The sequence below is a fragment of the Nocardia vinacea NBRC 16497 genome (genome assembly GCF_000308835.1).
Classification (GTDB): Bacteria; Actinomycetota; Actinomycetes; order Mycobacteriales; family Mycobacteriaceae; genus Nocardia; species Nocardia vinacea.
Genome location: NZ_BAGN01000403.1, coordinates 1 through 14,944 on the forward strand (window position 1 = coordinate 1; position 14,944 = coordinate 14,944).

General features: G+C 66.7%; 13 protein-coding genes. 12 read left to right on the forward strand and 1 reads right to left on the reverse strand.

The features are described from left to right. Window positions 1-430: 430 nt before the first annotated feature. From ON44_RS37955 to ON44_RS38010, 12 genes are all read left to right on the forward strand, one after another. A complete protein-coding gene (locus ON44_RS37955; protein WP_040699498.1) occupies window positions 431-1,972 on the forward strand; it encodes a phage tail sheath family protein in 1,542 nt (513 codons plus the stop codon). A 23-nt stretch (window positions 1,973-1,995) separates the two neighbouring features. Continuing rightward, window positions 1,996-2,439: a phage tail protein gene (locus ON44_RS37960; protein WP_040699500.1), complete on the forward strand. Its 444-nt coding sequence runs from the start codon at window positions 1,996-1,998 to the stop codon at window positions 2,437-2,439. Then, on the forward strand, window positions 2,439-2,885 hold the full coding sequence (locus tag ON44_RS37965) for a hypothetical protein (RefSeq protein ID WP_040699503.1): 447 nt from the start codon (window positions 2,439-2,441) through the stop codon (window positions 2,883-2,885). The genes ON44_RS37960 and ON44_RS37965 overlap by 1 nt, the downstream gene beginning before the upstream one ends. Beyond that, window positions 2,834-3,040, forward strand: coding sequence for a DUF6760 family protein (locus ON44_RS53595; RefSeq protein ID WP_040699504.1), 207 nt, complete (start codon window positions 2,834-2,836; stop codon window positions 3,038-3,040). Before ON44_RS37965 ends, ON44_RS53595 begins: the two co-directional genes overlap by 52 nt. 1,956 nt (window positions 3,041-4,996) lie before the next feature. Continuing rightward, window positions 4,997-5,533, forward strand: coding sequence for a hypothetical protein (locus tag ON44_RS50995; RefSeq protein ID WP_157187510.1), 537 nt, complete (start codon window positions 4,997-4,999; stop codon window positions 5,531-5,533). A gap of 18 nt (window positions 5,534-5,551) precedes the next feature. Further along, window positions 5,552-5,989 (forward strand): phage tail protein, encoded by a 438-nt coding sequence (locus ON44_RS37980; protein WP_040699509.1) that lies wholly within the window; start codon window positions 5,552-5,554, stop codon window positions 5,987-5,989. A gap of 1 nt (window position 5,990) precedes the next feature. Then, window positions 5,991-6,740, forward strand: a complete 750-nt coding sequence (locus ON44_RS37985) for a CIS tube protein (RefSeq protein ID WP_040699511.1) — start codon at window positions 5,991-5,993, stop codon at window positions 6,738-6,740. A 2-nt stretch (window positions 6,741-6,742) separates the two neighbouring features. Further along, a complete protein-coding gene (locus ON44_RS37990) occupies window positions 6,743-8,575 on the forward strand; it encodes a VgrG-related protein (RefSeq protein WP_051182943.1) in 1,833 nt (610 codons plus the stop codon). Between the two features lie 19 nt (window positions 8,576-8,594). Further along, window positions 8,595-8,876: a PAAR domain-containing protein gene (locus ON44_RS37995; protein WP_040699555.1), complete on the forward strand. Its 282-nt coding sequence runs from the start codon at window positions 8,595-8,597 to the stop codon at window positions 8,874-8,876. Between the two features lie 2 nt (window positions 8,877-8,878). Beyond that, complete coding sequence (locus tag ON44_RS38000) at window positions 8,879-9,301, forward strand: GPW/gp25 family protein (protein ID WP_040699556.1); 423 nt, start codon at window positions 8,879-8,881, stop codon at window positions 9,299-9,301. Then, window positions 9,298-11,274: a putative baseplate assembly protein gene (locus ON44_RS38005; protein ID WP_040699513.1), complete on the forward strand. Its 1,977-nt coding sequence runs from the start codon at window positions 9,298-9,300 to the stop codon at window positions 11,272-11,274. Before ON44_RS38000 ends, ON44_RS38005 begins: the two co-directional genes overlap by 4 nt. Continuing rightward, complete coding sequence (locus tag ON44_RS38010; RefSeq protein WP_040699514.1) at window positions 11,271-11,810, forward strand: phage tail protein I; 540 nt, start codon at window positions 11,271-11,273, stop codon at window positions 11,808-11,810. Before ON44_RS38005 ends, ON44_RS38010 begins: the two co-directional genes overlap by 4 nt. Here ON44_RS38010 and ON44_RS47460 read toward each other — a convergent pair. After that, complete coding sequence (locus ON44_RS47460) at window positions 11,728-14,586, reverse strand: AfsR/SARP family transcriptional regulator (RefSeq protein ID WP_157187511.1); 2,859 nt, start codon at window positions 14,584-14,586, stop codon at window positions 11,728-11,730. The two genes, ON44_RS38010 and ON44_RS47460, sit on opposite strands and share 83 nt — an antisense overlap. Window positions 14,587-14,944: the final 358 nt, after the last annotated feature.

A 14,944-nucleotide genomic window follows, 5' to 3' on the forward strand; every position in this document is an offset into this window, starting at 1 on the left:
CCGGACGTTTAGTTTGCCGTCGCCATGATCGGTCGGCATAACGAATCTGGAACATGTTCTCCCAGCGGATCGCCTGCTGTCGGTGGTCTTACGACTGGCAACGCGGTGTTCCCACAGCGGTGGCAAACGACACACTAGTACCGCGAACACTCCCTGACATACCCGACTGGATCGAGCCGGACCGCCAGGGCGCCGGACCCTTTCGACCACTCGAAGACTCCGACAACCCGCCCATACCTGCCTCCGGAGCAGACGACATCTCCGACGCCGAAGACGGTCATCGAAAGCAATTGGACGTCCCGCTCTCTGCATCCGACTGCACGATGGGGCAGCTTCCCGTTCCCCATCGGCTCGCCGTGCGGGCGTACTGCGGGAGCGATCGTCGTACGACGCTAGGTGGGAACAGTTCACCTCGGAATGAGGAGGCCCAATGCCCACCTATCTGTCGCCTGGCGTGTATGTCGAGGAGGTGGAGGCCGGGTCGCGACCGATCGAGGGTGTCGGTACGGCGGTGGCGGCCTTCGTCGGGTTCGCCGAGCGTGGGCCGTTCAACGAGCCGACGTTCATCACCAATTGGAGCCAGTTCAGTCAGCAGTTCGGTGATTTCATCGATGGGAGCTATCTGGCGCATGCGGTGTACGGGTTTTTCGGCAATGGCGGCGGCGCCTGCTATGTGATCCGAGTCGGCGTGGATGGCAACGGGAATAGCAAGGGGGACAAGGAAATTCCCGCCGGTACGCGTCAGGCGGTGCTGGGCGGGTATCGGGTTGCGGCGCTGGATCCGGGCAATGTGAAGCCCGATATCACCGTCGAGGTTGCCGCGGCGGGTGACGGTGCGCCGGAGGATCAGTTCACGATCATCGTCAAGCGGGGCCCGAAGTTAGAGGAAACGATCGGTCCGGTCACCACCAAACGCGGTAAGGACAATGTGGTGACGGCCGTGCGGGCACAGTCGAAGCTCATCTCTATCGAGGAGCTGAGTTCCGGTGGCGCACTGGCCCGTCCGGACTTCGGCAGCGTGACCCTGGCGGTGCCGCCGGCACCGAAGCCGACTCCGGACCGCGTCTGTGCCGAGGATTATGTGGGTGATGTTGCCGATCGCACCGGCTTCTCGGGGCTGGAGGCGATCGACGAGGTGACGATGGTCGCGGTGCCCGACCTCATGAGCGCCTACGAGCGGGGCGCGATCGATCTCGAATCGGTACAGGCCGTGCAGCTCGCGATGATCGCGCACTGCGAATTGATGGGTGATCGGGTGGCGATCCTGGATCCGCCGCCTGCGCTCGGTCCGCAACAGGTCAAGGAGTGGCGGATCGAAAAGGCCGGGTACGACTCGAAATACGCGGCTCTGTACTACCCGTGGATCAAGGTATTCGACCCTGCCGCGGGCACCGGACGCTTCGTCCCGCCCAGCGGTCATATCGCCGGGATCTGGGCCCGCAACGACGAGTCTCGCGGTGTGCACAAGGCTCCGGCCAACGAGGTCGTCCGCGGTGCGCTCACTCTCGGGGTGCAACTGACCAAGCCCGAACACGATCTGCTGAATCCATTGGGCATCAACTGTATTCGCACTTTCCCGGGACGCGGGATCCGCGTATGGGGTGCACGCACGCTGTCCTCGGATCCGGCCTGGCGGTACCTGAATGTCCGGCGGCTGTTCAACTACATGGAGGAATCCATCCTGAACGGCACCCAGTGGGTGGTGTTCGAACCCAATGACGACGCGCTGTGGGCGCGGATCCGGCGCACGATCAGTGCCTTCCTGGTGAACGAATGGCGTAAGGGCGCCCTGTTCGGCCTCACCCCCGACGAGGCGTTCTACGTCAAATGCGACCGCGAAACCAATCCGGCCGAGGCCATCGATGTCGGCCAGGTCGTCTGCGAAATCGGTGTCGCCCCGGTCAAACCCGCCGAATTCGTGGTCTTCCGCCTCGCCCAGATCTCCGGCGGCACCAGCCTCGTCAACGAATGACCACCCAGAGAAAGTAGGACATCATGGCGCTCCCAGACCTCGACACGTCGGTCGGCCACTCCTTCGGTTTGGAGATCGACGGTGTTGTGATCAAACAGATTTCGGAGGTGTCGGGTCTCAAACTCGAACAGGACGTCATCGAACTCAAGCAGAACACCGCCGACGGCAAGTACGTCATCAAGAAGCTGCCCGGACGGTACAAGGCAGGCGAAGTCACCTTGACGCGCGGCCTCACCGGTGACAACAGCTTCGAAAAGTGGGTCAAGGATTCGCGATTCGGCAAGATGGGTGCCGCGCGCAAGGGCGGGGCCATCATCGTCTACGACTACGAGGGTCAAGCGATGAAGCGCTACAAGCTGACCAATGCCTGGCCGAAGTCGCTGGAAATCGGTTCCTTGAAGGCGGGCGATACCAGCGTGCTCACCGAGAAATTGGTCATCACCTACGAGAATCTCGAGGTCGAGTAATGCGCCGCGTGCACAGTGGGGTCGACCGACTCGGCGCGGTAGCGGTGGATACGCGGGTCGAGTCGGCGCCCGAGCCGGTAATGCGGACGGAGTTTCCGTTCGTGCTGCCGCGCGGCTACCTCGACCCGTCGGGGACTGTGCACCGCAGCGGCACCATGCGATTGGCCACCGCGCGTGACGAATTGGTGCCCCTGCGCGACGATCGGGTCCGGGAGAATCCGGCGTATCTTTCGGTCGTGCTGATCGCGCGGGTGATCACCCGACTGGGCACCCTCACCGATATCCACGCGGGCATCGTCGAGGATCTGTTCGCATCCGACCTGGCCTTTCTGCAGGATCTGTACCAGCGGATCAATGCCGAGGGCCACAGCAGGGCTGGGGTCACCTGCCCGGAGTGCGCACACGAATTCACCATCGACCTCGCGGGCAGCCGCGTGGGGGAATAGCGACGTACGGGGTCGATTCGTTGCTCCAGGAGATCTCGTACGTCGCCTACCACTTCCATTGGCCGCTCGCCGAAATCCTCGACCTGGAGCATCCGGATCGGCGGCGCTTCGCCGATGAGATCGACCGCATCAATACCAGAGCCCGAGGGAGGTGATCAGCGATGGGGTGGTTGGACCAGCTGTTGCCGTGGCGGCGTACCGATTCGGTGCCTGAGTCGGAACATGCTGTGCGGGTTCGTGATTGGCCTGCGATGCCGCCCGTGCAACGGGTTGTTGCGGCGCCATCGCTGATCAGTGGCCCGGCGCGGTTCGCGGATGAGCTGGTCTCGCATCGGGATCCGTCCTTTCGGGGTCCGGTCGTGCATGCGGTCGATGCCGAGGCGCCGTCCGGGTTCGTGGCGGGCCTCGATAGCAATCCGGTTGCCGTGCAACGTCACTCGGCCAGGTCAGGTGTCGCGACTGAGCACCGGCCGGCGGTGATGCAGCGCGAGTTCGCGGCACCGGCGGGGTCCACTGATCCGGTGGGCTCGGCGGGTCCGGCGGACTCGGCACGTCCGGTGGGTTCCGCCGGTCCGGCGGGGTCTGCAGGTCCGGTGGTCCTCGCCCGCCTCGGACAGCCTGGCAACGAGTTCGTATCGGCCGGGCGCGTGTTCGAACCGGAGATTCGTCCGGTTCCGATCGTGCCGACCCCGGCATCGTCGACACCGGAATCAGTAGCGTCACTTTCGCAGGACTCCGCACCGGCAATCGATCTTTCAGTCGCACAATATGATTCGGATCAGTGCGGGCCATTGCCACCGAATGGGAGCGGTGACGCGCCGGAGAGCCGAGCCGACGACCCCGCCGCGACAAAGGACACGCCGCCCGACCCCGTTCCGCCGCATCCCGATTCAACGATGCCGGTGCAGCGCTCGATCTCGTCCCTGCGGCCACGGCGGTTCGGGCTCGGCGCTCCCCTGCCGGAGACCAACGAACCGACGCATTCGACGCCGCCTTTCGTTCAACGATCCCTTGCCGAAGGCGATTCGGGCCGCGCGTACCCCCCGTCTGCGGAGCTGCCCGGCATTCAGCGGAGCTACGTCGAGGGCACACACGACGTGATCCATCGCGCGGTCGAACGATCGGCCGACGCACGAACGGAACCGGTCCTGCCGCCGACGCCTCAGGCGATGAGCACGCCTTTGCCCCTTCAGCGTGCGGAATCGTATGACGATTACTCCGAAGTCGGTTGGGCTCCAGATTCTTCTGGGGAATCAGTGTCGACATCTGAGCACGCGATGCCGACCCTCGAGCGGTCGGTGCCGACCTCCGGGCCGCCGATACCCACCGTCGAGCAGCCCGTGCCGACCTCCGAGTCACCAATACCCACCCCTGAGCAGCCAACGCCGATCTCTGAAGAATTGGTGCCGATCTCCGGCCGAACAGCGCCGACCATCGGAGCAATCGACACAGCGATCTCCGTCGATGGTCCGCTGCCTGCGATATCTCCCGACACCCCGCGCCCCGGAATCGCATCCGAATCCACCCATTGGCCCGCGGCCGCCACAGGCCATGGGGCCATACCCGAATCCGCCAACCGGCCCGGGTTTCCGCGCGAACTCGGCATCGTGCCGGACTCGGTGGCAAACCCGGCCGCACCATCAGAATCGGCTGCGGCCCAATCATTTACGGCCACAGCGCCGCCGTCCTTCGCCGCACCATCACTAGCGACGCGCACCCTGCAACGCCGAACTGGACAGCCGGTTACGCACACCCCGTCAGGTCCGCATTCACTTCGCGCCGAAACATCGGTGCAGCGCACGGCAACCGATCCGGTCGTGCCCGAATACTGCAGCGGCTCTGCGGAGTTCGAGACGAACTCGCCGACCCCAGCGCACCTGCCTCCGATGATCCATTCCGCATCGGAGCCCCCACCCACCGAACCCTCGAGTACGGCACCGGGCGTTGTCACCCGCGTTGTTGGAACAGTCGGCCTGTTCACACCGCCCACGATCGTGCAGCGCTCAGCGGGATGGCAGCCGGCGGGATGGACGAATACCGCCCTCCGGGCACCGGCCACGGCACAGCGCCTGCCCGCGACGAACGGACCCATATCGGAACCGAGCACCGTCATGTCCCGCCCGCGCCCCGGTTCACCGGAACCGTCACGCACCGCGATCCCGGCCAGCCTTCAACGCATCATCGATATCGGCAGTTCGACCGGTTTCTCCCACGCCGCGACCACAACGGCGTCCGCGGCAGATCCCCTCAGTGCACGTACTGCCGACCACGTCCCGGATGCGCCGGTGTGGTCCCCGATGCAACTGCAGCGCGTTGCGGTCCGAGCGGCGCCACCCGCCGCAGACATCGCCGCCGCATTCGCGCAAAACGCCACTCCCGAACCACCGAAAACCACAGAACATGCCGAACCCACTGTGGCCCGCCTCCCCGACACGGCGACCACCACTGATCCGTCCGGCAACGCGTCGACCGACGCCGCGCCCATATCCGCCGACGCGACTGCCGCCCACGGAACTCCCACCGGAACCTCCCCCACCGACATCGACGCACTCGTCGCTCGCCTGTACGACCCGATCGTCCGCAAACTCAAGGCCGAACTGCGCCTCGATCGCGAGCGCGCGGGCACGGCCCTCGACCTCACCCTCTGATCACCCGAGGAGACCATCATGCCAACCGATCTCGACCCCGCGGTCAGCGTCTGCTTCGTCGTGACGATCGACAATATGAGCCTCGGCGCATTCAACAGTTGCGAGGGCCTCGGCTGCGAAGTGGTGATGGAGCAGCGCGAGGAGGGCGGCAATAACGGCTACGTCTGGCAGCTGCCCACTCGAATCAAGTTCTCCACCATCAAACTCAGCCGTCCGGTCACCCCGGATACGGCCAAGGTGGCCGCGTGGTTCGGCAGCGTCGCAACGGGTGTGCGGGCGAAAACCGGCCAGATTCGGGCCATGACCGCCGACGGCACCGTGGTCGCGCAGTGGGGTCTGCTCGGCGTGATTCCGGTGCGCTGGACCGGGCCCTCGCTCAACGCCGAATCACCGAAGGTTGCTGTGGAGACCATCGAGATCACCCACCACGGTTTCGTCGAGCCGGGGAAGGCCTGAGATGCCCGCGCCGATCGCCTTCGCCGCCAGCAGTGCGGGCTCTGCCCAATCCGGTAGCGGCCGACCGAAATTGGAGCATGCGTTCCTCGAGGTGCGCGATCCGCCGGTTGAGAAGGGTTCGCTACAACCCGGCCCGCGCCGCGGGCAGATCGACTTCCAGTTCAACCCCAAGGAGCTGTCGGTTACCAAGTCCGCCAAGTGGAATCGCGATGCGCAGAAAGGCAGTAAGAAGAGTTGCGTGCCCGAGTTCAAGGGCGCCGACCCCGCAAAGCTCACCCTCGAAATGTTCCTCGACGCGGGCCCACAGCAGGACACCAAGGTGGTCGACACCGTCGAGCGGCTGTTCGCCTGCTGCGTGCCCACCGACGAAAGCCATGACAAGAAGAAGTCGAGCCCGCCATGGGTGATCTTCCACTGGGGCGGGCTGACCGGATTCACGGCATATGTGAGTTCGGTGGCGGTGAAGTACACCCTGTTCACCGCGGGCGGTCTGCCGATCCGCGGCACCGCGACGGTCACGATCGAAGAGATCGCCGCCGATCAGCCCAAACAGAATCCGACCTCGGGCAGCCTGACGGCACGCACGATGCACACCGTCATCTCGGGCGACACCCTCGCCTCGATCGCCTGGCGCGAATACGGCGATCCAACCCGCTGGCGCGCCGTCGCAACGGCCAACAATATCGATGATCCGATGCGGTTGCGGCCCGGTACGGAACTGCTCATCCCGGCCGCCGAAGAGCTGGGGTAACCATGCCCGCCCAGGACTTCACCAATCAGCTGCTCGTCCGCATCGCGGGCACACCACTGCCCGCCGATATCGCGGCACTGCTCACCCACGGCATGGTCGACGACAACCGCAGCGCGCCAGACCTTTTCGTACTGCGCTTCCGCGACCCGCAGAACATTGTCCTGGACAAGGCGAATATCAAAATCGGCGCGCCGGTCGAACTCGGCGTCGCGTCCAATGAGGCGAACACCCCGGTGCCGCTGCTGTCGGCCGAGGTCACCGCGATCGAGAAGGAGTTCGACGGCACCGGTACCTTCACCACCGTGCGCGGGCTCGACAAATCGCACCGGTTGCAACGCGGACGGCGGGTGACCGGCTTCGAACACATGTCGGCCGCGGATGTCGCGCGCCGGATCGCGAGCGACGCGGGTGTCGATATCGGCAAGATCGCCGCGGATGGTCCTGTGCTGGAACAGATTTCGCAGGGCAATGTCAGCGACTGGGAGCTGTTGCGCCAGCTCGCGGCCGATAGCGGCGTCGAGGTGGCGGTCACCGACGGCAAACTCGACTTCGGCAAACCCACCACGGCGGGCACCGCGCCGCGCGCCGAGGCCAAGGCGACCGAGGATCCGCTCGTCCTGGAGCTGGGGCGAAATGTGTTGCGGCTGCGCGCCATTGTCACCTCGGCCGACCAGGTACCCGGTGTGCAGGTCCGCGGCTGGGATGTGATGCGCAAGAAGGCCGTCGTCGCCGATGCCCCCGCGAAGACCGTGACAGCCGAGAACGGCGTGCGACCCGACGACCTCGCGAGCCTGTTCAAGGCACCGAAACTCGTTGGCGCGCAGGCACCGTACGGCACCCAGAGTGAGGTCGACGTCGCCTGTAAGGCCCTGGCCGAACAGGTCGCGAGCGGATTCGCGGAATTGGAGGCGGTGCTGCGGGGCAACCCGAAGGTGCGCGCGGGCACGGCCGTTGCACTGGCCAATGCCGGTAAACCGTTCGAGGGCAAGTACACCGTGACGGCGTCGCGGCACACTTTCGATCCGGAGACCGGATATACGACCAGCGTCATCGTCAGCGGACGGCGTGATCGCACACTCGCCGGACTGGTCAGCGGTGCGGCACAGACTCATTCGGCTCGCGCAGGTTTCGCGGGTGTGGTGATCGGACAGGTCAGCGATAACAACGATCCGGCGAATATGGCCAGAGTCCGCATCACCTTCCCGTGGCTGGCCGACGGCTTCGTCAGCGTATGGGCCCGGACCGTGCAGCAGGGAGCGGGCCACGAACGCGGCGCACTATTCCTGCCCGAGGTCGGCGACGAAGTACTCGTCGCGTTCGAACACGGCGACTTCAGACGGCCGTACGTCATCGGCGGCCTGTACAACGGCGTCGACACACCCCCGACCGGGGCGGGCGATCTGTTGGACCGCACCAGCGGCGCGGTGAATCGGCGCTCGATCGTCTCCCGCACCGGCCACCGCGTCGAATTCCGGGAACAGGCGGCGGGCGCTCAGGGCGTCCATGTGGCGACCGGCGACCAGAAACTCACCCTCGACCTGGACCAGCAGCAGACCACGATCACCGTCCACAGCGACGGAACGGTCACCATCTCGGCCCGCAACGGCGTGACGGTCGACGCGGGCACCGGGACCCTGAAGCTCACAGGCAATGACATCTCGCTCGGGGCGAAGTCCGGGATCACCCTCGACGGTGGCGCCGGACCGGTAAAAGTCTCCAGCACCGCGGGTATCGAGGTACGAGGCACAACCGTATCCGTAAACGGCAGCGCCAGTGCGGAATTGACGGCCGGAGCGACCGCGACCGTGCGTGCGGCCATGGTCCGGATCAACTGACGGAAAGGAAGTGGTCGATATGCCACCCGCCGCTCGCGTTGCGGATCCGACCGCGCACCCCGGCGTGATCGGCCCCCCCGGCGTGCCGACGGTGCTGATCGGCGGCATGCCCGCAGCCACCGTCGGCACGCCGCATATCTGCTCGTTTCCGCCGCCGGCCGTCCATCCGCCGTCGGCGATCGCAGGTCCCGGCTGTCCGACGGTGCTGATCGGCGGGATGCCCGCCGCCCGCGTCGGCGATCTGTCGGCCTGTGGCGCACCGATCGTCATGGGCTGCCCGACCGTCCTGATCGGAGGATGACCATGGCCGAACAGTTCATCGGCGCGGGCTGGGCGTTCTTTCCCATGCGAACCGACTACACCGGCGCCATCGCGCTGGTGGGCGCGGACCAGGAAATCAAGGAGAGCATCCGGCTGATCCTGGGCACCGCACCGGGTGAGCGTCCGATGCGACCCGAATTCGGTTGTGCCATCCATGAATTCGCATTCGCACCGGCGGATGCCGCGACCGCCGGACAGATCATCTATGAGGTGCGCGCCGCGCTGGAGCGGTGGGAGCCGCGCATCGACGTCGACACCGTGCAGGTACGTTTCGATGATGTGGACAGCGGAACGCTGTATATCGATGTCCGGTACAGCATTCGGGGCCGCAACGACCCGCGCAATCTGGTGTTCCCGTTCTACGTCATCCCGCAGCACGCGGAGCAGTCGGGTGGTTTGTCATGACGCTGCCCGCACCCAACCTCGACGACCGCAGCTTCCAGGGCCTCGTCGATGACGCGAAACGCTATGTCCAGCAGCATTGTCCGGAATGGAGCGATCACAACGTCTCCGATCCCGGCGTAACCCTGTTGGAGACCTACGCCATGGTGGTCGACCAGCTGCTCTATCGGCTCAACCGGGTGCCGGACCGGCTCTACCTGAAATTCCTCGATCTCCTTGGTATTCGACTGTTTCCACCGGCGGCGGCCACCGTTCCGGTCACCTTCTGGCTCTCCGCGCCGCGCGAGGAGGTCGTGCTGGTGCCCGTCGGCACACAGACCGCCACTGATCGCGATGACACCAGCCGACCCGACCAATGGCGCACCGAGACAATCGAACCCGTCGTCTTCGCGACCACCACCGACCTGCCGATCGTGCCGTGTACATTGACCGCGATCGCGACCGGAGCCGCAGGCGGGCCCGTGATCGACCGCACCGACGAGCTGACCACCGGAGCGCAATTCGCCTGCTTCTCCCCCACTCCCGCACCCGATGACACGATGTACGTCGGGCTGTCGAATCCGGTGCCCTCGTGCGCCGTTGTACTGCGATTCGACTGCCGCGTCGAAGGTGTCGGCGTCGATCCGCGGCAGCCACCACTGGTGTGGGAGGCATGGGACGGACGCCGCTGGGCCGGCTGTGAACTCGAACGCGATGACACCGGCGGACTCAACCGTCCCGGCGATATCGTGCTGCACGTGCCGCCCACGCACCGGGCATCGCCGATCCAACGGCGTACGGCGGGCTGGCTGCGCTGCCGTGTGGTGCCGGTGCGCCCCGGCCAACCGCCGTATACCGCCGCCCCCCGGGTGTTCGCCGCCTCAGCCTTCACCATCGGTGGAACTGTCGACGCCCGCTATGCCGAGATCGTGCGCGACGAGATCGTCGGCATGTCCGAAGGTGTTCCGGCACAGGAGTTTCCGCTCGACCAGCGGCCCGTCATCGCCGAGCCGGACGAGAACATCGTCGTCGAAGTCGCCGCGGGCGATGGCTGGCAGCAGTGGACGCGGGTCGAGCACTTCGGCGACAGCCGACCCGATGACCGGCACTTCACCCTCGACGCCGCCGCGGGTGTCATCGTCTTCGGACCCGCCGTCCGTCAGCCGGACGGCTCGGTCACCCACTACGGTGCGGTGCCGCCGAAGGGTGCGCCGATCCGGGTACCGCTCTACCGAACCGGTGGCGGGCGTCGCGGCAATGTGGCGCGCGGCACCGTCCGTTCGCTGCGCAGCTCGCTGCCCTACGTTTCGCGCATCGAGAACCGGCGGCCCGGTACCGGCGGTGTGGACGGCGAGACGGTCGAGAATGCGAAACTGCGCGCGCCGATGATGCTGCGCACTCGCGAACGTGCCGTCACCACAAGAGATTACGAGTTGCTCGCGGCGGCCTCCTCGCCGCGCGTCGCCCGCGCCCACTGCCTTGCGGGCACGGGCCAGGACGCGGCGGTGGTCCGGGTGCTGATCGTTCCCGAGGTCGACAGCGACGAGACGGCGACCGTCCCGTTCGAACGGCTCCAGCCATCCGACGACTTGCTGCAGCGTGTCGTTGCGTATTTGGACGAGCGGCGGATGATCGGGGCCCGCCTGATCGTCGAACCACCGCGCTATCGCGGGGTGACCGTCGTCGGTGCGGTGCGCGCACGCGCGACCAGCGATCCGGCTCGGGTGCGCGCCAGTGCGATCCGAGCGCTCAACAGCTATCTGCACCCGGTGACCGATGGTCCGAGCGGTCAGGGTTGGCCACTCGGCAGGTCGGTGCAAGCAGGGGAACTGTATGCGGTACTGCAGGGTGTCGACGGCGTCGAGCAGATCGACGACCTGCGGTTGTACCCGGCCGATCCGATCAATGGAACGCGCGGTGAAGCCACCCAGCGAATCACCTTGCCGTCCAACGGTTTGGTGTATTCGTTCGAGCATCAGATCAAGGTCACGTCATGAGGGGTACGGTCGCGGGACTGCCGTCGGCGCATCCGCTCGGCGAGTTCCTGCCGGGCATCTACCTGGACGACCCGTTCGTCCAGCGCTGGACGAACGGGATGGACGAGATCCTCGCCCCGGTCTTCCTCACCCTCGACGCCCTGCACACCTACGTCGATCCCGCGCTCGCCCCCGCCGACTTCCTGACCTGGCTCGCGGGCTGGGTCGATGCCGACACCGACGAGCAGTGGCCGACGGATCGGCTGCGTGCCGTCGTCGCGGCCGCAGTCGGCGTGCACGCGCGGCGCGGCGGTGTCGCGGCATTGAAGGAGCACATCCGCAGGGTGGTCGGCTGCGAGGTGGAGGTGGTGGAAAGCGGCGGCGCACGGTGGTCCCGCACACCCGACACCGTCGCACCCGGCGATACGGTGCCACGCCTGGTCGTGCTGGTACCCGCCGACCACTGGAACACGCCTACCCGGCAGCGGATCGCACGCGCGGTCGAGGCGATGTGCCCGGCGCACGTGCCGTTCGAGCTGGCCCGGCAAGCACGGTAACCGGATTCGCGGATTGAACACCCAGCTCGGCGAGCATCTTCGCGTAGTCGCGCCGGGCTCGCTCCGCGGCGGCCAGATCGCCCGCACGCTGGTAGGCCGATATCAGCAGCCGCCAGGCGCGATCCAGGTACGGATCGATATCCAGGCTGTGCCGCAATGCGTCGATCGCGGCGGCGGCACGACCGCGGCACAACTCGAGTTCGGCGAGGGTGACACCGACGAGTGACGCCTGAGTTCGGAGCCGGTCGCGTTCGGCAACCACCCATTCGACGGCACCATCGGAGGGCAGCAGTTCGCCGCGATATTCGGCCAGCGCCGTCGTCAGCGCGCTGTGCGCCCGGTCCTCGTCGCCGAGCTGCAGCGCGGACCGGCCCGTCTCCAGCGCGGTCTCGAACGCGACCACGTCGGTGGTGCTACGGCCTCGCAGCACAAGGGAATACGTCTCGCCACGGCGCATCAGCAGCGTCGATTTGCCGCGGCCGGTATCGGGTTCGAGGAAGCGCCGTACCGCCGATACGCTCACCTGCAGGCTCTGCCGGGCCTGCGCCTCGGGCAGATCGGGCCACAGCGCTGCCACCAGGTCGTCACGATGCACCCACCGCCCGGCCCGCATCGACAGGTAGCGCAGGGTCGCGGCGGCACGTGGCCGCAGGGTCCGCGGATCCAATTCGATACCGTCGACCTCGACGATGAAGCCGCCGAGGCAGCGCAACCGTAGCACCGCGGCCTCCGGGCTCTGCTGCGCCGCAACGGTATTCGTGGCCGGCTCGGTGCCGCGGCCGACAAGTGCCTGCGGAAATGGCAACCCGATCTCCATGGCGAGCGCGTGCGCGGCGGCGAATGGGGCGGCGGCGACAGTGCCGGTCCGGACGGCATTGGCAAGCAGGGCGATGGCGCGCGCACCGGGTACGCCGGTCGTCCGCGCGAAGGCCTCGGCACGGATCACCCTGGTTTCGGCATCGGCGGCATTTTCGGCCACGGCCGCCAATGCCTCGAACGCCGATGCCCACGCCTTCGGTGTATCCGCGCGCAGCCGGACGCACCGCTCGATGACCGCCCGCCACAATGACATCGACGGTTCGCCCGCCAGCAGCGCCCGATACGCCGCGATCGCCGCCGCCAACGCGGCTCCCCAGTGATCGCCCGCGGCATCGCATTCCGCCGCGACTTCCGAATCCCCGAGCTGTGACAACGCCCGGCACTGCCGCAGCAATGCGGTCGCGCCCGCGCGTTCGGCCTCCCCCGCGAGCAACTCGACTCGCATACCTACGTGCTCACCACAGAGCATCGCCGCGATCGTGCCGACGAACTGTGTCCACAGTTCGAGCATCGGAACCGCCGCATCGTGGGCCGACAGCTGGGCTCGCTGATTGGCCCGCCGCACATGACCGGCCAGCATCAAGGCACAAGTGTGCGCGAAAGCCGTTCCGGCACAACCGGTGTCATCGTCGACATAGTCCAGCGGGCGACGCATCGACGCGGCGCGGATCCGATCGAGCCAATGCAGCTCGACCTGCGGCGCGGCATCGAGCCAGATATCGACGAGCCGCCGTTCCCGCGCGACCGCATCGCGCAGATCGGGCTCGGAGAACAGCCGCTCGGCGTGCCGGTACCGCTGCGATCCCCGCCGCAGATTTCCGGCCGCTACCTCCCGACGGGCCGTCGCCAACGACAGCCAAGGATCCTGTTCGACCACCGATGCGGGCAGGCCCGCGCACCACACCGGACTCCGGGTATCGCCGACCACCCGCGCCCCGTGCGTATTCAGCAGTCTCGCCACCTCGGTCCAATGTTCCGCGCGCGCGAACAACCGCGCCGCCTCCGGGTACGCGTGCTCGTCCTCGAGTTGGGTCGCGGCCGTACGGCACCACCGGGCCGCCTCGGTCGCGCCGAGCTCTTCGCGCAGCGCCGAGGCCAGATGCTGGCGCAGCACCTCGTGGTAGCGGAAACTGTGGCCGTCGTCGTCCGAACTGGTCAGCGCCTGACGCCGCTCCAACTCGGCCAGCAGCGCCGCCGAATCGGTGCGATCGAGCAGCCGATCACAGCGTTCGGCGGTCACCGTCTCGAAAACATGTGTGCGGCGCAGGAATTCACATAATTCGGCGGGCAGCTCACCGAGTACGGTGCGCGCGAGATAGCCCTGTAGATACCGCGCCCTGCCGCTCAGTGCCCGGATAGCCGCCCGCCGCGCCCCCGCACCGAGGGTTTGGGTGCCGAGGTGGAACAGGTGCAGCCCCGCCGCCCAGCCATCGGTGAACCGGGCCAGGGCCGCGGCCTCGTCGGGTGGCAGCCGATGGCCGTAGACGCCCGCGAACAGCTCTTCGACCTCCCAACAACGGAAGCGCAGATCGTCACCGGAGAGTACGGTCACCCGGCCGATTTCCGCGCGCATCAGATTGATGGTGGGGCGCACCCGGGAGCCGAGTATTACGCGCGCAGGCACCGGACCCGACAGTGCGAACCGTTCGAAGGCCGATTCGGCGGGCCCGCCGACCACGAAGTGGAAATCATCCACGATCAACGTGCGCGGTCCGTTCTCCGAGGCCGCTCGCAGCCGCCGCACGAAGCGCTCGGCGTCGATATCGTCCGGATCGGCCCGATACCAGGCCACGCCATCGCCGCTGGCCGCGGCATGCTGCTGCAGCAGGTGCGTCTTCCCCGAACCCGCAGCCGCGATGACAACCGCGACATCGGCATCCGCCATCCGGCGTAGCAACCTGGGCCGCTGTAGTCCCAGCCGCCCGCCGGAGGGTGCCGAGGCACCAGACCCGAGCACGTAAACACCTCCTCCCGACCATCCCCGAGTGTTACTTCCGAGTTTGCGCCGACTCGTGCACGCGGACACGGGTAATGGACTACGCAAATTTCCCAGGTGAATCGCGCGAAACCTACCTACTCCCCGGTCAGCACCATTGTCGGGCTTTCCACCGTCCTCGACATCGACCGAACTGCTCAGCTCCGTACTCAATGTTGGTCAGACGATCACCGTGCGCCCGTGCCGGCCCGATTCGGCTCCATGCTCAGAGGAGATCGTCTCGGACCGGTCATGATGGCGATGCGGGTGCCGGATTCCGGCAAAAATGACGAGAGAATGGGCGCGGCACGCGAAAGTTACTCGCGCACGGCATATTTCG

Bases quoted from the DNA above. Each gene is read 5' to 3' on its own strand.
- ON44_RS38010 (WP_040699514.1), top strand. From the start codon at position 11,271: ATGAGGGGTACGGTCGCGGGACTGCCGTCGGCGCATCCGCTCGGCGAG.
- ON44_RS37960 (WP_040699500.1), top strand. From the start codon at position 1,996: ATGGCGCTCCCAGACCTCGACACGTCGGTCGGCCACTCCTTCGGTTTG.
- ON44_RS37985 (WP_040699511.1), top strand. From the start codon at position 5,991: ATGCCCGCGCCGATCGCCTTCGCCGCCAGCAGTGCGGGCTCTGCCCAA.
- ON44_RS38000 (WP_040699556.1), top strand. From the start codon at position 8,879: ATGGCCGAACAGTTCATCGGCGCGGGCTGGGCGTTCTTTCCCATGCGA.
- ON44_RS37965 (WP_040699503.1), top strand. From the start codon at position 2,439: ATGCGCCGCGTGCACAGTGGGGTCGACCGACTCGGCGCGGTAGCGGTG.
- ON44_RS50995 (WP_157187510.1), top strand. From the start codon at position 4,997: ATGTCCCGCCCGCGCCCCGGTTCACCGGAACCGTCACGCACCGCGATC.
- ON44_RS38005 (WP_040699513.1), top strand. From the start codon at position 9,298: ATGACGCTGCCCGCACCCAACCTCGACGACCGCAGCTTCCAGGGCCTC.
- ON44_RS37995 (WP_040699555.1), top strand. From the start codon at position 8,595: ATGCCACCCGCCGCTCGCGTTGCGGATCCGACCGCGCACCCCGGCGTG.
- ON44_RS37980 (WP_040699509.1), top strand. From the start codon at position 5,552: ATGCCAACCGATCTCGACCCCGCGGTCAGCGTCTGCTTCGTCGTGACG.
- ON44_RS37955 (WP_040699498.1), top strand. From the start codon at position 431: ATGCCCACCTATCTGTCGCCTGGCGTGTATGTCGAGGAGGTGGAGGCC.
- ON44_RS37990 (WP_051182943.1), top strand. From the start codon at position 6,743: ATGCCCGCCCAGGACTTCACCAATCAGCTGCTCGTCCGCATCGCGGGC.